This is a genomic window from Aneurinibacillus aneurinilyticus ATCC 12856, from assembly GCF_000466385.1.
GTDB classification, from domain to species: Bacteria; Bacillota; Bacilli; order Aneurinibacillales; family Aneurinibacillaceae; genus Aneurinibacillus; species Aneurinibacillus aneurinilyticus.
This window is the reverse complement of the sequence record NZ_KE952798.1, coordinates 1-22,587: the sequence shown is the minus strand read 5'-3', so window position 1 is coordinate 22,587 and position 22,587 is coordinate 1. Positions and strand designations below refer to the sequence as shown.

General features: G+C 45.9%; 20 protein-coding genes, 1 other RNA gene and 2 other annotated features. Of the genes, 3 read left to right on the top strand and 18 right to left on the bottom strand.

The genetic code is table 11. The features are described from left to right. Window positions 1-211: 211 nt before the first annotated feature. Window positions 212-440, bottom strand: a binding site (T-box leader). Window positions 441-498: 58 nt separating this feature from the next. Further along, window positions 499-1,584, bottom strand: coding sequence for an AI-2E family transporter (locus HMPREF0083_RS13055; protein WP_021621893.1), 1,086 nt, complete (start codon window positions 1,582-1,584; stop codon window positions 499-501). A 184-nt stretch (window positions 1,585-1,768) separates the two neighbouring features. Here HMPREF0083_RS13055 and HMPREF0083_RS13050 point away from each other — a divergent pair, with 184 nt between their 5' ends. Both HMPREF0083_RS13050 and HMPREF0083_RS13045 read left to right on the top strand, forming a co-directional pair. After that, window positions 1,769-2,134: an STAS domain-containing protein gene (locus tag HMPREF0083_RS13050; RefSeq protein ID WP_040302698.1), complete on the top strand. Its 366-nt coding sequence runs from the start codon at window positions 1,769-1,771 to the stop codon at window positions 2,132-2,134. Between the two features lie 12 nt (window positions 2,135-2,146). Then, a complete protein-coding gene (locus HMPREF0083_RS13045; RefSeq protein ID WP_081696072.1) occupies window positions 2,147-4,120 on the top strand; it encodes a methyl-accepting chemotaxis protein in 1,974 nt (657 codons plus the stop codon). Window positions 4,121-4,282: 162 nt separating this feature from the next. On the opposite strand, the gene HMPREF0083_RS13040 is transcribed toward HMPREF0083_RS13045, so the two are convergent. The 12 genes from HMPREF0083_RS13040 to HMPREF0083_RS12990 all read right to left on the bottom strand — a co-directional run bounded on the left by HMPREF0083_RS13040 (window position 4,283) and on the right by HMPREF0083_RS12990 (window position 15,435). After that, window positions 4,283-4,495: a hypothetical protein gene (locus HMPREF0083_RS13040; protein WP_040302696.1), complete on the bottom strand. Its 213-nt coding sequence runs from the start codon at window positions 4,493-4,495 to the stop codon at window positions 4,283-4,285. A gap of 13 nt (window positions 4,496-4,508) precedes the next feature. After that, on the bottom strand, window positions 4,509-4,712 hold the full coding sequence (locus HMPREF0083_RS13035) for a hypothetical protein (RefSeq protein WP_040302695.1): 204 nt from the start codon (window positions 4,710-4,712) through the stop codon (window positions 4,509-4,511). 36 nt (window positions 4,713-4,748) lie between these two features. Beyond that, window positions 4,749-5,231: a PRC-barrel domain-containing protein gene (locus tag HMPREF0083_RS13030; RefSeq protein WP_040302693.1), complete on the bottom strand. Its 483-nt coding sequence runs from the start codon at window positions 5,229-5,231 to the stop codon at window positions 4,749-4,751. Between the two features lie 78 nt (window positions 5,232-5,309). Then, on the bottom strand, window positions 5,310-5,978 hold the full coding sequence (locus tag HMPREF0083_RS13025) for a tetratricopeptide repeat protein (RefSeq protein ID WP_021621887.1): 669 nt from the start codon (window positions 5,976-5,978) through the stop codon (window positions 5,310-5,312). A gap of 183 nt (window positions 5,979-6,161) precedes the next feature. Next, window positions 6,162-7,307 carry a cysteine desulfurase family protein gene (locus HMPREF0083_RS13020; protein WP_021621886.1) on the bottom strand — a complete coding sequence of 382 codons (1,146 nt, stop codon included), beginning with the start codon at window positions 7,305-7,307 and terminating at the stop codon, window positions 6,162-6,164. Window positions 7,308-7,338: 31 nt separating this feature from the next. After that, window positions 7,339-7,758, bottom strand: coding sequence for a cysteine metabolism transcriptional regulator CymR (gene cymR, locus HMPREF0083_RS13015; protein WP_040302691.1), 420 nt, complete (start codon window positions 7,756-7,758; stop codon window positions 7,339-7,341). Between the two features lie 17 nt (window positions 7,759-7,775). Continuing rightward, window positions 7,776-9,107 carry an AAA family ATPase gene (locus HMPREF0083_RS13010; protein ID WP_021621884.1) on the bottom strand — a complete coding sequence of 444 codons (1,332 nt, stop codon included), beginning with the start codon at window positions 9,105-9,107 and terminating at the stop codon, window positions 7,776-7,778. 125 nt (window positions 9,108-9,232) lie between these two features. Then, window positions 9,233-10,000, bottom strand: a complete 768-nt coding sequence (locus HMPREF0083_RS13005; RefSeq protein ID WP_021621883.1) for a tRNA threonylcarbamoyladenosine dehydratase — start codon at window positions 9,998-10,000, stop codon at window positions 9,233-9,235. Between the two features lie 147 nt (window positions 10,001-10,147). After that, window positions 10,148-10,330: non-coding RNA, 6S RNA (ssrS, locus tag HMPREF0083_RS27240), on the bottom strand. 89 nt (window positions 10,331-10,419) lie between these two features. Continuing rightward, window positions 10,420-12,207 (bottom strand): aspartate--tRNA ligase, encoded by a 1,788-nt coding sequence (gene aspS / locus HMPREF0083_RS13000; protein WP_021621882.1) that lies wholly within the window; start codon window positions 12,205-12,207, stop codon window positions 10,420-10,422. A gap of 17 nt (window positions 12,208-12,224) precedes the next feature. After that, window positions 12,225-13,496 carry a histidine--tRNA ligase gene (hisS, locus tag HMPREF0083_RS12995; RefSeq protein WP_040302689.1) on the bottom strand — a complete coding sequence of 424 codons (1,272 nt, stop codon included), beginning with the start codon at window positions 13,494-13,496 and terminating at the stop codon, window positions 12,225-12,227. A 166-nt stretch (window positions 13,497-13,662) separates the two neighbouring features. Continuing rightward, window positions 13,663-13,880, bottom strand: a binding site (T-box leader). A gap of 49 nt (window positions 13,881-13,929) precedes the next feature. Then, on the bottom strand, window positions 13,930-15,435 hold the full coding sequence (locus HMPREF0083_RS12990; RefSeq protein ID WP_040302688.1) for a coproporphyrinogen III oxidase: 1,506 nt from the start codon (window positions 15,433-15,435) through the stop codon (window positions 13,930-13,932). Window positions 15,436-15,672: 237 nt separating this feature from the next. Here HMPREF0083_RS12990 and HMPREF0083_RS12985 point away from each other — a divergent pair, with 237 nt between their 5' ends. Continuing rightward, on the top strand, window positions 15,673-16,224 hold the full coding sequence (locus tag HMPREF0083_RS12985) for a class I SAM-dependent methyltransferase (RefSeq protein ID WP_021621878.1): 552 nt from the start codon (window positions 15,673-15,675) through the stop codon (window positions 16,222-16,224). Window positions 16,225-16,561: 337 nt separating this feature from the next. Here the strand turns inward: HMPREF0083_RS12985 and dtd are convergent, their stop codons facing one another. The 5 genes from dtd to HMPREF0083_RS29765 all read right to left on the bottom strand — a co-directional run bounded on the left by dtd (window position 16,562) and on the right by HMPREF0083_RS29765 (window position 22,417). Continuing rightward, on the bottom strand, window positions 16,562-17,005 hold the full coding sequence (gene dtd, locus HMPREF0083_RS12980; protein WP_021621877.1) for a D-aminoacyl-tRNA deacylase: 444 nt from the start codon (window positions 17,003-17,005) through the stop codon (window positions 16,562-16,564). Between the two features lie 16 nt (window positions 17,006-17,021). After that, entirely contained in the window at window positions 17,022-19,214 is a 2,193-nt protein-coding gene (locus HMPREF0083_RS12975) for a RelA/SpoT family protein (RefSeq protein WP_021621876.1), read from the bottom strand. Between the two features lie 153 nt (window positions 19,215-19,367). Further along, a complete protein-coding gene (locus tag HMPREF0083_RS12970) occupies window positions 19,368-19,883 on the bottom strand; it encodes an adenine phosphoribosyltransferase (RefSeq protein ID WP_021621874.1) in 516 nt (171 codons plus the stop codon). Then, window positions 19,873-22,215, bottom strand: a complete 2,343-nt coding sequence (gene recJ / locus HMPREF0083_RS12965) for a single-stranded-DNA-specific exonuclease RecJ (protein WP_040302687.1) — start codon at window positions 22,213-22,215, stop codon at window positions 19,873-19,875. Before recJ ends, HMPREF0083_RS12970 begins: the two co-directional genes overlap by 11 nt. A gap of 70 nt (window positions 22,216-22,285) precedes the next feature. Continuing rightward, entirely contained in the window at window positions 22,286-22,417 is a 132-nt protein-coding gene (locus HMPREF0083_RS29765) for a hypothetical protein (RefSeq protein ID WP_262360678.1), read from the bottom strand. Between the last annotated feature and the right edge of the window lie 170 nt (window positions 22,418-22,587).

Sequence of the window (22,587 nt, the reverse complement as noted above, 5' to 3'; positions counted from 1 at the left end):
TTTCCTCCACCTTATGGATAATCAACAGGCGTGATAATAAATATATATTTCAGAAGTAAGGAGCCGGAATAATCTCTCTATATAAATCATGTTTGATATCTCGACATCGAAAAAATGCATGTCGATTTATCAAGTATTTAGATGTATAGAGTCAAGCTTCCAGCCTTCACATCTTTCATACAAAAAAACTCCCGCTCCCGGAATCTGTTCATTCAGGGACGAGAGTTTATCTTCTCACGCGGTACCACCCTGCTTATCCGCAAAAGAACTATGCGGATCGCCTTGTTTTACGGATAACGGGCCAATAGTGCCCGGCAGGGTTCTGACTATCCTGCTCTCAGGAGTAGCGTTCAGCAGCTCTTCTTGTAAAGATTCTCTCAACCAAGGAATCTTCTCTCTGTACAAGGACTTCCGCCTACTTATTCCTTCAACGAATTGCTCATAATGAAATTGTGTGCAGTACTATTTATTATACAGATTTACCATCTTTGCTGTCAATTAACCCTCATCCTGCCATTCCGTTTTTCGTACCGTATGAATAATGATATGCTGCACAACAACTTTTAGGCTTGCCACAATCGGCACGGCAAAAATTAATCCTGCGACTCCAGCGAGCTCGCCGCCGACCATAACAGATACAATAATGAGCAGCGGATGCATATGTAGAGACTTGCCGACAATGAATGGCGATACAATATTGCTCTCAAGCACCTGAATGATTGCATTAATAATTAAAACATATAGAGCCATCTTCCATGAAACAGTCAGTGCAAATAAAATAGCAGGCGCAGCACCAAATACCGGACCAATATACGGAATAACATTCATCACTGCAATAAATACAGCAAACACGATGGCATACGGTAGTCCAATGAAAAAATAACTGATATATGCCAGGCCAAAAACCACTACGCATACGATAAGCTGGCCGCGCACATAATGACCGAGCGCCATATTAATATCATGCAGCATGCGTCGAACCGTAGTACGATGTTTGGCTGGCACCAGCAGAAGAGCCCCTTTTTGCATCGGCTTCATATCTTTGAGCATATAAAACACGATAAACGGAATAAGCAGCACCAGCAGAATTCTCTCCATCCAATCATCCATTCCGGTGAACAGACCATTTACATAATTGGTTAGCATGGTTTCCATTCGCTGAATTCCCGTCGTAAGTCCTCCATGCAGCAAAAATGGAGTCTGCGCCTGTTGAATGCGAATCTGCCCAATCCAATTGCGATACGTGCTGACCATCTCCGGAAATTTGGCTGAAAGCTCTTTGTATTCCCGCATTAACACCGGACCGGTATTTACAATAAGAAAAAGCAGGAATAGAAAGAAAATCGTATAGATAAGAAATACGGCCAAGCCCCTTGGAAAATGACGATTCGTTAAAAAATTTACAACCGGATTTAGAAGATACGCGATAATGAGTGCAAAAAAGAACGGTGTCAGCACTTTCTTCATAATCTTAATAATCCCGAGAAAAAACACACTTACTTTTCCAAGGAGAAAAATAAGCAGCAAAGAAAGCAATATGACAATCATGAAATATAACCAGTTCGTTCTCGTTATTCTTTCCATCTTATTCACTTCCGCTCATACATAGCATTTGTATTTGTAGTATGTGCGAAAACAGAAAAAGAATATCAAACGTTGATTCTTCCCACTTTAACCAAAACTTCATAATGAATTAATATTCAACCAAAATTCGATCGGTATGATAAAAACATACTAGTTCTCAAGTTCCAAAAAAAGGAGAATAAAGATGTTATCTACAATGAAACAGGGTTATCGAATCATCTCTCTTGAGGGTGAAATGAACTACGAAAATTCACGTCACATCTCCAAAGAGTTATTATCCTTCATTACTGAAGAACAACATCACTACATTCTGGATGTATCGCGCTTAGAAAGTATAGATAGTACAGGACTGGGTATTCTTTTCTCATTCTGTAAAACATGTCATATACGGAAAAAAGAAAGCAAATTGGTCGCCGGCAATACATCCTGGTACAAGCTTCTGCACTTCTCCAAGTTAGATCGTGTACTTTCCATCTATCCAGATGTATCTACCGCCATTCTAACGTGTAAAATGGAGCCTGCTACAGGTTTTTCCATCCTTGAATACTAAGGTCGGTATCCCATGAGACGAAGAATGACGCTCCAAAAGCGAGTGATGATGGTACTGACCTTAGTCATTATCGGAGCTTTCGCGACATTATACTTTTTCGTAGATCATAGCGTTACCCAATCCTTACGGGCCGCTGCCCTGCGTGGCATGGAGCAGGCCTCTACAGAAGCTGCGATTCTCGTCGGAAAGGATCTGTCGGACAAGCAGCGTTCACTGTTCCAACTGGCTCAGTTTCCTGTTATTAAAGCGATTGATTCACGTCCAGATCGTGCATTTGAAGCAGGACGTTTCCTTACTTCGATTACACACAACCAGCCGGAATACGGAGCGTTGTATGTTGTTCTTCCCGAAGGTCGGATTATCGCCGGATCAAACGGCTATATGATTGGTAAAACATTTCCAGAACAGTCTATACTGGATGCAGTAAGAAATAAAGGTAAAGGAACGATTAATGATGTACATTACGGCGAAGACGGACATCCGTTATTTTATTTGGCTGAGCCCATTAATGACGGAAAAAGCTTTCTAATTGCCGCAATAAAACTGGAGGCCATAGGCTCATATATTAACCAGATAAAAATTGGACAGTCGGGTTATGCTTATCTTGTTAACAAATCTGGACTTGTGCTAGCCCACCCTGTCAAAGAATATGTGGCAAAATTGAACATAAACAAACAAAGCTTCGGCCCGTCCATGCTTCAAACCCAAAAAGGGCAAATGGAATATACGTCTGAAGGAAAACAACAGCTAACTTCGTTTCATCCTGTTGAACAAACAGGTTGGATTGTGGCTATTACACTTGAAAGTAAAGAAGCATACGCGGCCATCTGGCAGACTCGTTATGTCATTCTGACGGTTTCGCTTCTGTCCTTCCTCATTCTCATGTGTATCCTTTCCGTGCTCATGAAACAAATGCTTGTACGTCCCATACAGCGTGTACAGAAGAGCTTTCAAAATGCCGCTCAAGGAGATTTAACAGCACAGGTTCATGTGGAAAGAGAGGATGAACTGGGGCAGTTAGCTCACGGCTTCAATCAAATGACTGACGACCTGCGCAATCTGGTAGCCACGATGCAACATTCGGCGGAAGAAGTATCCTCCACTTCCGAGCAGCTCGCCGCAGCGGCGGAAGAAACAGGAGCCTCCGCCTCACAGGTAGCACATACAGTACAACAAATTGCAGAAAACATTGGAGAGCAGGCAGAAGCTGTCTCGCATGTGCACCAAGAGATGAGTGAAGCGCATCATAAGGTGAATGAGACAACCCTTGCCGCTTCACAGGCATTAACTGTAGCGGAAGAGACCAGGCAGGCTGCGAGAGAAGGGGCGAATGCAGTCAATGAGGCGATCCAGCATCTGGACATCGTGGCGCAAACTGTCGTTTTTGCTACAGAAACCATTCAGAAGCTTGGCAAGCGTTCAGAGGAAATCGGTAACATTGTCCACATGATCTCAACCATCTCTGACCAAACAAACCTTCTGGCCTTGAATGCAGCAATTGAAGCAGCAAGGGCAGGACAACATGGGAGGGGCTTTGCTGTGGTCGCCGAGGAGGTACGCAAATTAGCGGAGGAAGCTTCTCGAGCCTCACATGAGATTGTAGACCTTGTAACACATGTACAAAATGAAACAGCCATAACGGTACGCTCTATGGAAATGAACGCCGAACAAGTACAGCAGCAGATCGCAATGATTCATCAGGGTGGACATGCGCTTGAAAATATTGTAGAGAAAACCGAACACACAAAGGAAGAAATGGAAAAAATGGGACGTATGCAAAAAGAAATTCAGTATCTCGTAGAAAGCCTGCATGAACGTATCCAATTTATCGCTGCCGTCAGTCAGGAAACATCAAGCGGACTGCGTGAGGTATCTGCCTCCGTTCGAGACCAAAGTCAAGCGGCAGAAGAAATGTCCAGCAGCACTGATACATTGTCACAATTAGCCTCTAAAACTTATCAGGAAACATTGAGATTCAAAACCTAGACATTCATTAAGAAAAACTCGCGGGCATTGCCGCTCGGTCTTTTTCACCCACCATGCCATACACCCCGCGAGTTTTTCAAGTGATACGATCAAAAAAAGAGCAGCCCGCCATTTTTCCGGGAGACTGCTCCATGTCTTTTTTGCCTTTTCCTCTATCTATCTTTACCGCGCCATTCTGCGGAACATCCGACTGCCGAAACCGGCTATATAGCGTGAAGGAATGTTCAGTATGCCTGTCATGCGTACATTGCGCAGCATACGCTTTCCTATTCCCGTGCGACCGTTCCATTTTCTACGACCTGTGCCCTGACGCATCATCCGTACAATTCCAATTGCGGCCATAATGGCCGCCCCCATCCAAAGCGAACGCTTCACCGAACCCATCTCCTTACATATTGGTCTCAAAAGGTGGGGGACAATCATCAAAAAACAAATCGTTCAGCGAATGAAGCGTTCCGTCTTCCTCTACTTGAAAGACTGAAGACACCTTATCCCCTGAAGCCGTGAATTCAATACAGCAGTTCCAGCAATAGTACTGATTGGTACCGATTTTACCGATATCCTTGGATTGGCAGTTCAGGCAACAATTCATCATCATCTCTTCCTCTCTGCAGGCGGAAGGGCCATTCTACTCCGGCCCGGAGACAATGACCGTATCTTCACCCATTTTTAAACGTTCCGTGCTTGGAACAACGGTGCGTCCGTCGATAATATCCGACAGAATCCCATTGGACAATTCATACCCTACTATCTTGCCCGATCCTGTCCGAAAGTAAACATCTTCCACAATCCCCAGATGTTCACCTTCTGCTGTCACGAACGCTTTTCCCTGTATCGGGGAAGAACCGGTCTGGATACTCATCCAGCCAGGAGGAAAGGTTGAAAACGATACAATCGCCTGCTGATCGGCTATCGATACACAATCCGTGCCAATCGCACAAACCGCTTTTGCCGGGATATATGTGCCCTGTTTGAGAAATCCTTTTTCTCCTAACAGAATACCGGCCCATTGCTTATGTTCATTAAACAGAAGATCATGGACATAGCCCACCTCTTTGCCCCGATCCAATTCAATGACGGGAAGTCCAATGACGTCGCGTACCCGCTGCATGACGCTCATCTCCTTCCATATCCTTTAGTATGGGGCAAATCAAGGGGGATATGCTGTCTAAAGGATGCCAGGGAATCCTTATTCCGACTTGGTCAACTCTGTTAGCGCGTTCTGTGCCAGAATATGGCCTGGGTTAATGGAAACGGCTTTTTCAAATTGCTGTCTGGCCTCGTCCATTTGCTCAAGGAATGCATAGGCAACACCCAAATTGTACAGTGCATCATCATGCTCCGGCTCAAGCTCAAGTGTTTGTAAGAATACATCCCGCGCCGCTTCGATTCTTCCCATCCGGGCATATGTCATTCCTTTGTTGAAACAGGCTTCTATATCATCCGGTCGTTCCATCAGGCAGGCATCAAAATGCTCAATCGCCTTCTCTAGTTTCTCCGACTGCATGTACGACATCGCAATCATAAATTCCAAATCATGATGCTCCATGCCATGTTCTCTGGCTTTCTCAAACGAGACACGGGCTGATTCGTAATTACCCACATTAAAATACGAATTACCCATCCCATAATATGCTAGCTCCAGCCCGGGTTCCAATTGGGTCGCACGGGCAAACCATTGTATAGCATCGTTCTCATGCCCGGTGGCAGCAAGAATGTTACCGATATTGCAGTATGGCTTTGCATATGTATTGTCTTCCTTTATCGCTTTCTCGAATAAATTCAACGCTTCTTCAAAATTTCCTTGAGCTAGCTCCTGTAGCCCCGAATCATTGTAATCTTCCGCCGCTTTACGCAAACATATGCACCTCTTTCCCTATATTTCAGACAACTTCTTTTACTATACCAAAAAAACTTTATCATCACAGAACATTCCTATTCCCTGTTTTTAAAAACAAAAAAGAGGTGAAATGCAGAAAAAGATACAGAATAAGGCTTATACCTTGCTCTCCATCAGTTTCCGCTTCTTACCTCTCATTTGTTATCTTTTGACGCTGTCTCGCATCAAAATATGCCCGATGCGTTCTGCTGCTTCCCTTACCTGTTCCTCCGTGTTGCCATACCCGAAACTAAAGCGAATTGCCGACTCCAGACGCTTGTCCGGCAAGTTCATAGCACGTAGCACATGCGAAATCTCCAGTGAACCCGATGTACATGCCGAGCCGCTTGCAGCGGCAATCCCTGCTAGATCAAGATGCATAAGCATGGCATCTGTCTTTATTCCAGGGAAACTGACATTTAAAACATGAGGCATATACAATTCCGGATGTCCATTAATAACATATTCTACGCCTTGCTTATTCCATACATCAAGCATAATATTGCGCAGCATTTTGTAATGGTCACGACGTTCCGTGCGGGTCTCCATCGCCAGCTCGGCCGCACGGGCGAATCCAGCGATTCCTGGCACGTTCTCCGTGCCTGCACGGCGCTTTTTCTCCTGATTGCCACCATACAAATAAGGTGCAATCTTGATCCCGTGCCGAACGTACAATGCACCGATGCCTTTTGGTCCATTGATTTTATGCGCTGAAACGGACAATAAATCAATGTGCAGACGCTTCACATCTATCTCTTCGATGCCAAATGCTTGTACCGCATCCGTGTGGAAATAAACACCTTTCTCCTGAGCCAGCTTACCCATTTTGCCGACATGTTGCAATGTACCAACTTCATTGTTGCCGAACATGATGCTAATTAATACCGTCTCTGGGCGGATTGCCCGCTCCACATCTTCGACAGCGACGCGGCCTGTTTCATCCACCGGTAGATACGTAACCTCATAGCCAAGTGATTCCAGATGCTCGCACGTATGCAGCACAGCATGATGCTCGATTTGGCTTGTAATAAGATGCTTGCCTTTGCTCTGATTAGCTTCCATAATTCCAACCAATGCCATATTGTCCGCTTCAGTACCGCCGCTCGTAAATATGATTTCGCCCGGTTCTGCGTTCAGGCAGCGAGCGATAACAGACCGAGCTTCATCTACAACATGTCGCGTTCGTTGACCATAGCGGTGCATACTCGAAGGATTACCGTGCATATCCTGATAGTACGGAAGCATCGTCCTGAGCACTTCTGGATGGACAGGTGTAGTCGCCGCATGATCCAAATAAATTTCTTGCATATCTTCCTACTCCTTACCGCTCATAGGATACTTAAATATAAAACATATACGAATCAGACTTGCCTTCTTCCTTATAGGTGATTAAGTCCTCCAATGTAGTAGAATCAAGAACTCCGCTAATGCTATCCCTGATACGCATCCAAAGATCGCGTTTCGCCGGATCTTCCTCTTCCTCAAATTCCACCGGACTAATCGGCCCCTCCAGAACACGGATGACATCCCCTGCCGTAATTTCTTGCGGCGGATGGGCCAGAATATATCCGCCATAGGCTCCGCGAATGCTTTTAACTAGACCAGCATTGCGTAGAGGAGCAACCAATTGCTCCAAATAGTGCTCGGATAAATCATGCTTTTGTGCGATTGCTTTCAACGACATCTGCCCTTCACCGTACCGGTTGGCTAACTCCATCATAATCGTCAGGCCGTAACGGCCTTTGGTTGATATTTTCAAACAAATCCCTCGCTTCTTTATTTTTCTTTTCTTATCTTTTGCAGATACTCCTTCATGTGCCGTTCATAGCCGATTTCTTTCGGCTTATAAAATGCTTCCTTTACTTCCTGAGGCAAATATGGTTGCTTTACGTATGCATTCGGATAATCGTGTGGATATAGATAGCCTTCTCCATGTCCAAGATTTTCCGCTCCTTTATAATGCATATCCCTAAGATGCAGGGGAACAGCACCGTGCCCGTGCTGTCGTACATATCGCAGTGCTTGATTAATGCCTGTATAAGCGGCATTACTCTTCGGCGCAGACGCAAGATATGTAGTGGCATGAGCCAGCGGAATGCGACCTTCCGGCATTCCTACCAATTCCAGTGCCTGAAAGGCAGCTACCGCAACCTGAAGCGCTCGCGGATCACCATTGCCTATATCTTCTGATGCGGCAATAACGAGTCTCCGTGCAATAAAGCGTGGATCTTCCCCCGCATCAATCATGCGGGCCAGCCAGTATAAAGCTGCATCTGGATCAGAACCACGAATCGATTTAATAAAGGCGGAAATCGTATCATAATGATTATCTCCCGTCTTATCATATCGTACTGCACGCCGTTGAATGGAATCAACTGCCACATCAAGTGTGATACGTACCTCCCCATCTTTACTTCTTGGGGTGGTGGCAACAGCAAGTTCCAGTGCATTTAACAGACGACGGCTATCGCCTTCCGCATAACGAATTAAATGGCTGCGTGCCGCATCCTCAATCGTAACAGGTAATTCTCCATATCCACGTTCTTTGTCTCCTAGTGCCCTATCAATCACCCCGCTTAATTCTTCTATACTAAGCGCTTGCAATTGAAACAATTGGGAACGGGATAACAGCGCTGCATTCACTTCAAAGAAAGGATTCTCCGTCGTTGCGCCAATAAGCCGTATTGTTCCATCTTCTACATACGGAAGTAACGCATCCTGTTGTGCTTTATTGAATCGGTGAATTTCATCTACAAACAATGTAGTTCCCTGTCCGTACATCTCGCGGCGCTGCTTAGCCTCGTCCACGACCCGTCGAATATCGGCCACACCTGCTGTTACCGCATTAATATCGGTAAAATGTGTCTTCGTTGTACGGGCAATGATACGGGCCAGCGTCGTTTTGCCGGTTCCCGGAGGGCCATGGAAAATTAGCGAAGAAATTTGATCCGCTTCGATCGCTCGGCGCAGCAATTTTCCCTCGCCAAGAATATGCGTCTGACCGACAAGCTCATCCAATGTACGCGGACGCATCCGATCTGCGAGCGGCTGGTGCCTACTTTGGCCACGCTCCCGTTCTTCTTCATCAATATAAGAGAACAAATCCATACGCCGGCCTCCTTCTTTCCGAGCATATACCTAAATCTTAGTAATTATAGTAGATAAATAAGCATAAGTAAAGGATGCCATATTGAATCAGCATCCTTTGCTTATGCTTTTGGATTACAGATTGACTAGTCGTCACGCAACACTTCAATTCCCGCCTTTTCCAGCAAATCACGCACAATAACGCTTGTCATGATAAGGCCGGCAACTGACGGCACAAACGCTACACTAGCTGGAGGGCGCGTCGCTTTGCGAATCGGGGAATCAGGATTTTGTACGACATCCTGCAGCACTTCTTCGCGTGCCAAAATAGGGGCTTCTGTCGAATATACAACCTTAATCCCTTTCTTAATGCCTTTCTTACGCAGCTCACGGCGCAGCACCTTAGCGATCGGATCGTACGACGTATCGAACAGATCCGCTACCTGAAAACGCGTAGGATCAAGCTTATTAGCTGCTCCCATGCTGCTAATAAGCGGAATACCTCGCTCCCGGCATTGTAAAATCAAGTGCAGTTTGGCGGAAATCGTATCCATTGCATCTGCTACATAATCAAGCTTATGTTCGAAAAGCTGTTCATACGTTTCATCATTATAGAACATTTTAAGCGTAACGACTTCACATTCCGGATTAATCGTCGCAATACGCTGCTTCATAATTTCAACTTTCTGCTGTCCGACCGTCTCCAATGTTGCCGGGAGCTGACGATTACAGTTTGTGATGTCTACATCGTCTTTGTCAATGAGAATAAGCTTTCCAACGCCAGTACGGGCAAGCGATTCGACCGTAAACGATCCGACTCCGCCGACACCTAATACGGCCACAGTGCTATTCTTAAACAGTTCGATTCCCTCGCGGCCGACCGCAAGTTCTGTGCGTGAAAATTGGTGCAGCATAACCTTCTCCTTTTTATGTGGAATTTAAAATAAAAACACTTCTTCCAATTATGTACCCTTTTTTGCTAAAAAAGCCTTTTTATCCATTGAAAAAACCCGCAGAAATTCAAATCTGCGGGCCTTGGTATTAATTGCATAATAGGAGTGAAGAACCCCGGTAATGCCGTGATGCCAGTGTTTTGAACCTGCTCTCGCAGGTGGGAGCTCTGCCCGGCACTTTGCAGGTCCGCTCAAGACAGGGCGGCTTTTGCGCTGTGACAGGACTCCGAGTTCCCGTTTTGTTAGTGTTGGTACAAAACAAACGGCATCTCACGTACATCGCAGGGTTCTAAACTTATCGTGTTTTTATATTACACAATCTTGAAAACGATTTCAAGAGGTACATTCGGCCCAATTTTTACTAATAATTACCAAGTAACTTACTTCTCATCCGATTTCTTCGGCATAACGACGCGTATTGATAATTCTTCCAGCTGTTTATCATCAACCGAACTTGGCGCATTTGACATAACATCACGCGCACTCGCTGTTTTCGGGAATGCGATTGTGTCACGCAAACTACTACGGCCAGCCAGAATCATAATAATGCGGTCAAGACCGAACGCAATGCCGCCATGCGGAGGCGTCCCATATTCGAACGCGTCAAGCAGATAACCGAACTTCTCCTGAACTTCCTCCTGACCAAGTCCAAGCGCTTTGAACATTTTTTCCTGTACATCACGCTTGTAAATCCGCATGCTTCCGCCCCCGATTTCGAAGCCATTAAGCACCATATCATATGCCTGAGCACGGATTTGACCCGGATCTGTATCAAACAGATGGATATCCTCCGGACGCGGACGGGTGAACGGATGGTGCAGCGCCACATAGCGTTTCGCATCTTCATCCCATTCTACCAGAGGGAAGTCTACAACCCATGCGAACGCAAATTTGCTTTCATCAATAAGGCCAAGCTCTTTACCGAATTTCAAGCGCAATGCGCCCAAGGAATCCGCTACGACCTTCGGTTTATCCGCTACGAAGAGCAACAAATCATTGTTTTCTACCTGCATGCGATCTTTTATTGTGGCGACTTCTTCTTCAGTGAAGAATTTTGCGATCGGCCCTTTTATTTCATCATCTTTAAATGCCATCCATGCAAGTCCTTTTGCACCGTAGCGGGCTGCGAATTTCATTAGCTCATCCACATCTTTGCGGGAATAATGTGCGCATCCCTTTACGTTGATACCTTTTACTTGACCGCCTTTTTTCACTACGCTGTTGAATACTTGGAAGCCGCAATTCTCAGCGATATCACCAATATCCACAAGCTCCATGCCGAAGCGCAGATCCGGCTTGTCTGAACCATAACGGTTCATCGCTTCTGCATACGTCAGGCGCTGGAACGGCGTCTCAATCGTTACATCCAGTACTTCTTTGCACAGTTTCGCCATCATCTCTTCCATCATGGCAAGCAAATCTTCCATGTTAAGGAACGATGTCTCAATATCGACCTGAGTGAATTCCGGTTGACGATCAGCACGCAGATCTTCATCACGGAAGCAGCGAACGATTTGGAAATAGCGCTCATAACCCGCTACCATTAAGAGCTGCTTGAAGATTTGCGGTGATTGCGGCAGCGCAAAGAACTCTCCCGGATTCACACGGCTTGGAACAAGATAATCGCGTGCCCCTTCCGGCGAGCTCTTAATTAGCATCGGCGTTTCCACCTCAAGGAAATCGTGTCCGTCCAGATAATCGCGGAACAGCTTCGTTACCTTGTGGCGTAGAGCCATTGTACGGTACATTTCAGGACGGCGCAGGTCCAAATAGCGGTATTTCAGGCGCACCTGCTCATCTACATCAATGTCGTCTTCAATAAAGAATGGCGGTGTTTTCGCCTGGTTGATAATCTCGATTTCGCTTACCTGTACCTCGATTTCACCTGTTAGCATGTTCGGATTTACTGTTTCTGGATCGCGCTCTACGACTTTCCCTTTTACACTAATAACATATTCTGTGCGTACTTTATCACCAATTGCGTGCGCTTCCGCATTAATTTCCGGGTTGAATACAACCTGCACAAGACCGCTACGGTCACGCAGATCAACGAAAATAACTCCCCCCAGATCACGGCGCTTTTGCACCCAACCATTTAGTGTAACCTCGCTGCCTACATCAGATTTGCGGAGCGTACCGCAAAATACACTGCGTTGTTTGAATTCCATCTCTCTTCCTGCCTTCCTTACTTGTCTTTTTGAACCATCGTTTGAACCGTTTCTGCCACCTGATCAAAAACGATTTCCTGCTGGTTGCCTGTCTCCATGTTTTTCAGCACGACTATTCCTCGTGCCAGCTCATCTTCTCCAATAATGGCCACAGTTTTCGCCTGCAGCCGATCAGCAGCCTTTAGCTGTGCTTTCATCTTCCTGCCAAGGAAATCTTTATCCGCAGTCATTCCCTGACGCCGAAGCTGATCTAACAGCAAAAACGCCTTTTCCTCCGCTGCTTCCCCAAGACCGACAATAAAACAATCAAGCGAACGATCTACCGGCAATTCCACACCTTGCGTTTTCAATGCAAGCAGAACACGCTCAATACTCATGGCGAAACCGATGCCCGGCATATCATTGCCGCCAATCTCTTTGACAAGACCGTTGTAGCGTCCGCCGCCGCAAATGGTGCTTACCGCTCCAATGCCGCGTTCCATAATTTCAAATGCTGTGTGCGTATAATAATCAAGGCCCCGCACAAGATTCGGATTTATTTCATACGCGATACCTAAATCGTCAAGATGCTTTTTTACTTTCGTAAAGTATGCGCTTGATTCTTCATTCAGGTAGTCTAAAATGACCGGTGCGCTTTTCATCAGTTCCTTGTCCGCATCTTTCTTACAATCAAGAATGCGTAGCGGATTGCGTTCCAGACGTGACTGACAATCCGAGCAAAATTCGTGGATATGCGGCTCAAAATGGCGAATTAACGCATCTCGGTGCGCTTTGCGGCTTTGTGCATCCCCTAGGCTATTCAACTCAACATGCAGATTCTTTAGCCCAAGCTCTTCATAAAATCGCATCGCTAGCGCAATCGTTTCCGCATCGATGGACGGATGATTGCTGCCAATCGCCTCCACACCGAACTGGGTAAACTGGCGCATTCTCCCCGCCTGCGGTCGCTCATAGCGGAACATCGGACCTATGTAGTACAATTTGGTCGGCTGCTGGGGCAAGCCGAACATTTTGTTCTCAACATAAGAGCGAACGGTAGAGGCGGTGCATTCCGGGCGTAGCGTCAGACTGCGTCCGCCCCGGTCTTCGAACGTATACATCTCCTTCTCCACAATGTCGGTCGTTTCACCAACGCCGCGGTGGAACAGCTCTGTATGCTCAAAAATCGGTGTACGGATCTCTAAATAATTGTAGCGGCGGCAAATGTCACGCGCTTTATCTTCGATATACTGCCATAGCTCGACTTCTCCAGGCAGAATATCAGCCGTTCCTCGTGGAACCTGAATCATGTTCGGACCTCCTAATGTTAGAATTTGTTCCGGATATTTAGTCCGTAAATAAGAAAAAACGGCGAGTTTTTTCAGGCAATACATATCGGAAGAAAGTAGATAGCCTTCTTTACAGCAACATCTATTTTCTTATCCAATTAAAAAATCCCCCGCCACTGACACAGTCGTCAGGGACGAGAGATTGGTTCACAATTCCCGTGGTACCACCCTATTTGGATATGATTATCCCACTTATTAATCCCGTAACGAGGGTAAACGCCATGTGTTTCCACTGGTCTTCAGGGTTGTCTTTCATCAAGAACTGTCGAGAATGCTTCCAGCCAATGGCATTCCTCTCTGTGCGGCATTGCTTCCTGATTACTTTATGCCCTTCATCAGATCTATTTTCATTTGTCACAATTGTGTTTTATATTACGCGTTTCGACATTAATTGTCAAGCCTTATACAAAGAAAAGAGCTCATTAAGCGCTGCAATTTTTGCTTCGGTATAATGCTTATAGTTATCGTTATACGCCTTTGGCTCTTTTGGATTAGCAAAACGAGAAATGCTGCCGGTAATAGGGTCTACCCACTTGCTGGCGGCTCCGCATCCCAGTCCTACAATGGACTGGACCTCTTCCATAATCATAATGTTATACAGGCTCTCCTGGCCTGGCTTGGCATAGCCAACATTCTCCAAGTTACCAAGAATATTCTTTTGGCGATACAAGTAATACGGCACATAATTGTGTGCCTTCGTCCAAGCCTCCGCCAATTTCATCATTTCTCCTATTTCCTCACGGGTTGCTACACGATATTTCTCCTTGTTGCGTGTCATCTCCGAAGCTCGTTTAAAAGAGAGCGTATGAACAGTAACGGATTCCGGCATCAGCTTCTCTGTTTCCTTCAATGTATATTCAAACTCTGGCACACCTTCCCCGGGCAATCCAATAATTAAATCCATATTAATATTATTCATGCCCGCCCCGCGTGCCAAATGAAATTTATCGACTGTCTCCTGTACCGTATGATGCCGACCGATCGCTTTCAATGTTTCTTCGATGTATGATTGGGGATTAATGCTGATGCGATCGATGTTCCACTTCGTAAGCACGGCCAGCTTCTCCGGTGTAATTGTATCAGGCCGACCTGCTTCCACTGTAATCTCACGTACTTTATCCATATTAGGAAACGACGTATACATCTCTTCATACAGCATGTCCATTTCTTCCGCCGTAATGCTTGTTGGCGTACCGCCACCAAAATAAATGGTCGTAATGCCGATATTGTTCTCCTTCAGCCAACGACCAATCTCTCTCATCTCATAATGCAAACCACCTAGAAATGAATCGACAGACCCCTGTTTTCCACCAATTGCATAGGCTGGAAATGTGCAGTATGCACATTTGGTTGGACAGAAAGGAATGCCGATATACAGGCTAACCTCATGCCGCAAGTCATACAAATCTGGCACCATAGCCAATTGGCGATCAGCAATTTGCTGCATCAGTTCAATTTTGCTCTCATGAATCAAGTAATCTTCCTTCAATTCCTGGCGCGCTTGCTCATGTGGCACTTTTTGCCGAATTTTACCGTGTAAAAGCTTTGTAGGGCGAATGCCGGTAAGAATCCCCCAGGGTTGCTCAATGCCTGTATACCGTTCCAGTACATTTAGCAGCGGATGATTGATTATTTGTTTGGCCTTTTTTCGCCATTCCTTTGCATCCTTTCTATCAGGAACCACACGCATATAGGAAGACTCATATGTTTGATCGGTACTTGTATTCATCAAACACACACTTGCACGCAGCTCCTTATCGTCATCCAGACAGAACTCGATGACAATATCAGCCTTCGCATCCTTTTCAAATGTAACCTGTACCTCTTCAAAAAAAAGACGGATAATATGTTCTACGGATCGGTGGAAACTTTCCTCCAAGCCATTTACCTGTATGTTCATGAAATAACTCCTTCGTTTAGCACTTTCCGTTACGAGTGTAGCCGAGTACATGAAGAGGGTCAAGTATGAAAAAGCCCTACTGATTGAAGGTTCACTTTATCATATCCGCTTTGGCTACTTTAAAATCCGAATCGTATATATAAAATTACCTTGCTCCCCGTTTCCATTTACTTGCAAGTTTTGTTACTATTAAAAGGAAAATCATGTGGACGAGACAATGGAGAAGGAGTAGTGTCTATGGAAAAACTGATGTTTTTAACAAAATTCTTGCGTTCACCACGTAACATCGGAAGCGTAACCCCAAGCTCCCGCTTTCTCGCCAAAGCCATGGTAAAACCGGTTGACTGGAATTCTGCCAAGCACATAGCTGAGCTCGGCGCCGGAACCGGAGTATTTACCAAACAAATCGATCGATTGCGCTTACCTGATTGTAAAGTAGTTGTATTCGAGCAGGATCGCAACATGCGCAAACGTCTTGAACATCTCTATCCCGGATTGTACTATCATCATGATGCCTGTGACATCTCCTCAGCGATGAAACAATATGGAATCAATCAATTTGATTACATACTTTCCGGCCTTCCATTTACGAATTTTTCGCAAAAATTGCGTGATGAGATTATGGATGAAGTTGAACGAGCACTAAAACCCGGTGGAACATTCGTCGCGTTTCAATTCTCGCTCCAAATGAAAAAACAGCTGGCAGAGCGGTTCGGAGATATTAGCCTGGAGTTTGTTCCAATGAATGTATTGCCGGCATTCGTATATTGCTGCAGAAAAATAAAGTAAACGATTGTTCGTAAAGTTGCGGTTACATAACCCCCTCCTTCTTCCAGCTCTAGCAAAGGGAGAGATGGGTGGAAGGAGGCTTTTTTCTGTTTCATTGTGATTATATTGGGATTCAAGCAATAAGAGGAGAAAGCGGATGAACCTGTTAGAGATAAGCGTGAAATATTTACTGCGAGGCATTGGGTTCGTCGAATACTTTCCAATATATCTTTGATCCCACGTTCAACGGACAGTCCCCCCACCTCCAGGCTTCAGAGGCAAAAGAAGCGTTAGGTGGGGAATGGCTGCCTGTTAAAGTCCGATTCATTCAATTAAACAGTTCCGAAGCATTTTTTTCCTAAGACTTGCTCTCGATAAGTAACGTTACCGGTCCGTCATTCACCAGAGCAACTTCCATCATGGCGCCGAATATGCCAGTCTCTACCCTCAATCCTTGCTCTCGCAGCTTTTCATTGAAAAAATCATACAGCGGTTCTGCTTGCTCAGGACGAGCGGCATCCACAAAGCTGGGGCGTCTGCCTTTGCGCGTATCCCCATAAAGCGTAAATTGTGATACGGAAAGAATCGCGCCATCCACATCTTTTACCGAGCGATTCATTTTCCCGTCCCCGTCTTCGAAAATCCGCAGGTTGGCGATTTTCTCCGCCACATATTCCGCATCGTCTTTCGTATCGCTATGGGTAATGCCTACTAGCAAAACGAGCCCGCTATCAATTTTCCCGGTCATTTCACCATGTACCGTAACGGATGCTTGTTTGGAACGTTGAACAACTACACGCACTATACGACAACCCCTTCTACGTATTCATCACCCGGTGTACGGAATAAACGTCGCGAATTTTTTTGATTCGCTCCACTACCTTGTGCAGATGATCCAGGTTCTGAATCGCTATGGTCATATTAATTTTTGCCACACGATTCTTATCCGATTTACCGGATACGGCCGTAATGTTTGTTTTCGTATCAGCAACAGTCGCCAATACCTCATTAAGCAAACCGCTTCTGTCATGACCGGTAATCTCAATGTCAACATTATATTCATGCTTCAGGTCGGCATCCCATTCTACCGGAATGAGCCGGGCTCGATCTTCTTCACTACAGGATTGCAGGTTCAGGCAGTCCTGCCGGTGAACCGAGACGCCCCGCCCACGCGTGATGAAACCGACTATATCATCTCCTGGCACTGGATTACAGCAGCGAGAGAAGCGGATAAGCAAGTTATCTATTCCTCTTACGCTTACTCCATTATCCGGCCGCCTACGTCGCGGAGGCTCATGCCTAACCTCTGTAACGTTGGACATTTGCTCTTCCCGTTCTTTGCGTAGTTTGTCAGTCAGACGAGTGGCAATCTGCGCCCCGGTAATACCACCATATCCGACTGCAGCAAACATATCTTCTTCGCCCTGGAAGTTGAACTTGCTGGCTACCTCCTGCAAATTGTCAGGTAACATCACTTCTTTCGGCTCGAAGTTATTCCTGCGAAGTTCATTTTCTACCGATTCACGGCCCTTGGCTACGTTCTCTTCCCGTTTTTCTTTCTTGAACCACTGTTTAATCTTATTCCGTGCATGAGACGACTTGGTGATTTTTAACCAATCACGGCTCGGTCCATAGCTATGCTTGGACGTCAGCACTTCGATAATATCTCCTGTTTTTAACTGATGATCCAGCGGGACGATTTTTCCGTTGACCTTTGCACCAATCGTACGGTTTCCGACTTCGGAATGAATACGATACGCAAAATCCAGCGGAACTGATCCCTTAGGCAGTTCAACTACATCTCCCTTCGGGGTAAATACAAAAACGAGATCAGCAAACAGGTCCATTTTCAGGGACTCCATGAACTCCTGAGCGTCTTTTGTGTCCTGCTGCCATTCAAGAATTTCACGAAACCAGGAAAGCTTTGTTTCAAAGCTGCCTTCGTCCCCGACCTTTGTGCCTTCCTTGTAGGCCCAGTGTGCCGCGATCCCGTACTCAGCAATGCGGTGCATCTCGGCCGTACGAATCTGCACTTCCAATGGTTCTCCGTTTGGTCCGATTACTGTTGTGTGCAAAGATTGGTACATATTCGCTTTCGGCATCGCGATATAATCCTTGAAACGGCCTGGCATCGGCTTCCATAATGTATGGACGACTCCAAGCGCTGCATAGCAGTCACGAATATCATCAACAATAATCCGCACCGCCAGCAAATCATAAATTTCATTAAATTCTTTGTTCTGCTTGACCATTTTGCGATAGATGCTATAAATGTGCTTTGGTCGACCTGAAATCTCTGCCTTAATATGGATTTCCTGCAGCTTTTCCTGCATGGTTTCAATGACGCCCTCAATAAACTTCTCACGTTCTGCCCGCTTCTTTTTCATTAAATTGACAATGCGGTAATATTGTTGCGGATTAATGTAGCGAAGCCCAGTATCTTCCATCTCCCATTTGATAGAAGCGATCCCAAGCCGATGGGCAAGCGGGGCAAAAATTTCCAGCGTTTCGTCTGAGATTTGCCGTTGCTTAGCTTCCGAAAGATGTTTCAGCGTCCGCATATTGTGCAGCCTGTCAGCGAGTTTAATGAGCATCACACGCAAATCCTTTGCCATAGCAAGAAACATTTTACGGTGATTCTCTGCTTGCTGCTGCTCTTTCGATTTAAATTTAATACGGCCGAGTTTTGTAACCCCTTCCACCAGATTGGCAACTTCCGTTCCGAATGCGTCGGCAATCCCTTCTCTGGTCACATCTGTATCTTCGACCACATCATGCATAAATGCCGCCGCGATCGTGACTGCGTCCATCTGCAAATCAATAAGGATGCCTGCTACAGCGATTGGGTGGATAATATACGGCTCTCCAGATTTCCGTACCTGTCCTTCGTGGGCTTTACGTGCGAACTCATATGCCCCAAGAAGAAATTCAACGTCTTTTTCCGGCAGATACTTTTTCGCTTTTTCTATGACCTGATCGATTGCAGTCTCAATCGCCGTTTCGATGCTCATGACACTATCTCCTTTGTCACTCCCCTAGAATATTACCTTTTATTATCTGTGAATTATAAGGGAAAGTAAAGGGGGCGTGTTCGTACGGCATATATTACAATAAAAAAATCCTTCCAAGAAAGACAAGCAAGGAAGGATTTTGAAAATATTTGTTCAATATTGGATGAGCGTGAAAACATCGCTATCTGAACCTAGCTTTTCACGTCCGTTCAGATACGTAAGCTCAATCAGAAAAGCTAAACCTACAATTTCGCCGCCCAGCTTTTGCACAAGGTCAATCGTTGTCTTGATGGTACCTCCTGTCGCCAACAGATCATCAGCAATCAGTACACGTTGTCCCGGTTTGATAGCATCCTTATGCATTGCAAGCGCATCTTTTCCATATTCGAGGGAATACTCAGCTTGTATGGTTTCATACGGTAGTTTGCCTTTCTTACGTACCGGTGCAAAGCCCACTCCCATCTGTACAGCAAGCGGACATCCTACCACAAAACCTCGCGCTTCAGGCCCTACGATAATATCCGGTTTTTTCTCCTGTGCAAATTCAACCATTCGCTCAATCGCTGCACGGTAGGCCGGTCCGTCGGCTAGCAGCGTTGTAATATCTTTAAACCGAACGCCTTCTTGCGGATAATCGAGAATAACTCGAATCTTTTCCTTAAAATCCATGATAAATCTTCTCCTTTGTTCCGGCGTCCTGCAGCGTAAATCGCTTTAAAAACGCACGCAATGATTGATATGAGGAATATAAAAGTTCCGTTTCTAGCTCCAGTGCTTCCTTCTGCCGCTGATAAACAATCGATTCGGTCAAATCCCGTTTCTGCTTCATCTGCGATAGCTGGTAACTCTGCTCATCCTTCTTAAGAAAATCAAGGTCATGGAACACTTCCAATATGAATAGGACAGCCGATGGAGTCAGCTTTTTCGCCTGTGCAAGCAATGGAATATCTTTGCGTAACAACGATTTATGCAGATATACGGTTTTGTACACTTCTTTAAATTGCTCACGTGAAGGTAAAGACGACAGCGCATTCGGCTCCTCACCGAACAGACAGTACAGCCGCTCCAATTCAGGATGCACACTCAGCGTATCTTCCAGTTCTTTATAGGATCGCGGCAAATCATATAACACAAGCTGGCGTATCTCCGGATTCGGCTCTAATTGAAGAGTAAGCCATTTCTGCACCTGTTGCTCTAGCTGACGCTGCCCCTGCGGACGAAAAGAGACAATGCGCACCGATGCCTCGCCATCCAGAGCGGCCAGCTTCTCCAGTTTGCTGCGTGTGCCACGCCAGTCAAACACCTGAAGACCGGGCACGGTTACGTCTTTTAACACGAATTGAGCTTTGCGTTGATTGTTCCATTCATTCACCGCCAGCTCCCCTACCACATTCGCCTCATCGCGTGGCGATAATTCCGCTGCGATGTCTGCCATTTTAAATCCGATTCCGTCCAATGTGACGCCATCCTGGCGAAACTGGCACTTGATATGATTCTCATCCTTGCCTATGATACGCAAATCCGCAATCTCCACACCTTCAATCAGGATTTTCGGGCTGGGATTGCCAAGGCCAAACGGGGCCAGTTTCTCCAGTTGCTCGATAGTCTCCAGATTGGCTTCTGGCAGCGTACAAATAGCATCTACTTTCGTAATAGGGATATAATCGTCACTTGTCAGCCAAGCTCTTGCCAATTCGTTTAAACGACGACGCAGTTCAGACACATCCGCTTCTGCAAGGGTCATTCCCGCTGCCATCGGATGTCCGCCATAGTGAGGTAAAATGTCAGCGCACGTTGTCAAGGCTTCATACATATTGAAGCCCGCAATGCTGCGCGCCGATCCTTTTGCTTTCGCATGTTCTGTGTTAATACTCAACACAATTGTCGGACGGTAGAATTTTTCTACAAGACGGGATGCGACAATTCCAATCACCCCTTCATTCCAGCCCTCCTTGGCTACTACAAGTACATCCCTTTCCTCTTCCGGCATAGTCAGCACCAATTCCTCGGCTTCAGCTGCAATCGCTTCCACCAGCTCCTGGCGCTCCTTGTTTAGCTCGTCCAATTCCCATGCATATCGCTCCGCATCTTCATAATCGCTTGTTATGAACATTTTAACAGCACGATCTGCCGTCTCCAGCCGTCCTGTAGCATTGATGCGTGGCCCCATGCCGAAGCCAATATGATAAGCAGAGACCTTTCCTTCAATCCCACACACTTTCTTCAAGGCCTGGACGCCCGGGTTGACCGAGTGCTCTAGCGCCTTGAGTCCCAGCTTAGCAATGAGGCGATTCTCATCCACTAAGGCTACGAGGTCAGCAATCGTTCCGATCGCCGCAATTTCAAGCAGGTGATGCGGAAGCTCTCCTAGCAACGCATGTGCAAATTTGAACGCTACCCCGGCTCCGGCCAGCATTTTAAACGGATATGGACAATCAGGCTTTTTCGGGTTTACCACAGCGTATGCAGCCGGTATTGTCTCCGGTGGCTCATGATGATCCGTAATAATTAAATCAAGTCCCATTTCTTTTGCAAGCTCTGCTTCTTTTACGGCACTGATACCGGTATCCACTGTAATCACGACCGAAAAGCCGTTTTCCGCTGCTTTCACTAATGCGCCTTCATTCAAACCATAGCCTTCCGTAAAGCGATTGGGGATATAATATTGGAACGTCGCGCCCGCCATGCGCATCGTATGAATCATGATGCTTGTACTCGTTACCCCGTCTGCATCGTAGTCCCCATAGATGAGAATGGATTCGTCATTGTCAATGGCTTGCCTGATGCGTTTAACCGCAGTCTCCATACCGTCAAGCAAGAACGGATCATAAAAATCCTGCATGCCTCCCCCAAGGAATTTCTCTGCTTCATCCGCGGTTTCAATGCCGCGTCCAACAAGCAATTGGGCAAGCAATGGAGAAATATGTAATTGCTGCTGCAATCGCAGAGCAAGTTCCTGATTAACCTCTTCCATTTTCCAGCGGGTCTTCGATTTTACCAAAGTTTTCTCCCACCTCTCCTTAAACACTTGTTCATTATACTAGAGAGGGGAAAAATGGGGCAACTATTGTTTAATGCAAAATTGGACTATCCTTCTCCATTACATCCGCTGTATCTATTTCATGAAACGGTGGATATAAAATGTTGTCTTCTGCCGTCGCCTGTGCATCTACTCTAATCTTCATATCAATAATTGCTGACACCCCTTCATCCGCAAAAAAAAAAACCGCGGGCAGCCCCGCGGTTTTTTCCTGTTTCCTTATAGTATGGCTTTCTTATGCTTCATTATTAGCAAACTTGTTCTTTTTCTTACCCTTTTTCAAATCGGCCTCTCTCCAAGATACCCAGATCTGACTTGCGATGAAGATCGAGG

Excerpts from the sequence above, each read along its gene's own strand:
- HMPREF0083_RS13055 (WP_021621893.1), bottom strand. The coding sequence starts at position 1,584 with ATGGAAAGAATAACGAGAACGAACTGGTTATATTTCATGATTGTCATA.
- HMPREF0083_RS13050 (WP_040302698.1), top strand. The coding sequence starts at position 1,769 with ATGTTATCTACAATGAAACAGGGTTATCGAATCATCTCTCTTGAGGGT.
- HMPREF0083_RS13045 (WP_081696072.1), top strand. The coding sequence starts at position 2,147 with ATGAGACGAAGAATGACGCTCCAAAAGCGAGTGATGATGGTACTGACC.
- HMPREF0083_RS13035 (WP_040302695.1), bottom strand. The coding sequence starts at position 4,712 with ATGAATTGTTGCCTGAACTGCCAATCCAAGGATATCGGTAAAATCGGT.
- HMPREF0083_RS13030 (WP_040302693.1), bottom strand. The coding sequence starts at position 5,231 with ATGCAGCGGGTACGCGACGTCATTGGACTTCCCGTCATTGAATTGGAT.
- HMPREF0083_RS13020 (WP_021621886.1), bottom strand. The coding sequence starts at position 7,307 with ATGCAAGAAATTTATTTGGATCATGCGGCGACTACACCTGTCCATCCA.
- HMPREF0083_RS13010 (WP_021621884.1), bottom strand. The coding sequence starts at position 9,107 with ATGGATTTGTTCTCTTATATTGATGAAGAAGAACGGGAGCGTGGCCAA.
- HMPREF0083_RS13005 (WP_021621883.1), bottom strand. The coding sequence starts at position 10,000 with ATGCTGCACCAATTTTCACGCACAGAACTTGCGGTCGGCCGCGAGGGA.
- aspS (WP_021621882.1), bottom strand. The coding sequence starts at position 12,207 with ATGGAATTCAAACAACGCAGTGTATTTTGCGGTACGCTCCGCAAATCT.
- hisS (WP_040302689.1), bottom strand. The coding sequence starts at position 13,496 with ATGATTCAGGTTCCACGAGGAACGGCTGATATTCTGCCTGGAGAAGTC.
- HMPREF0083_RS12990 (WP_040302688.1), bottom strand. The coding sequence starts at position 15,435 with ATGAACATACAGGTAAATGGCTTGGAGGAAAGTTTCCACCGATCCGTA.
- HMPREF0083_RS12985 (WP_021621878.1), top strand. The coding sequence starts at position 15,673 with ATGGAAAAACTGATGTTTTTAACAAAATTCTTGCGTTCACCACGTAAC.
- HMPREF0083_RS12975 (WP_021621876.1), bottom strand. The coding sequence starts at position 19,214 with ATGAGCATCGAAACGGCGATTGAGACTGCAATCGATCAGGTCATAGAA.
- HMPREF0083_RS12970 (WP_021621874.1), bottom strand. The coding sequence starts at position 19,883 with ATGGATTTTAAGGAAAAGATTCGAGTTATTCTCGATTATCCGCAAGAA.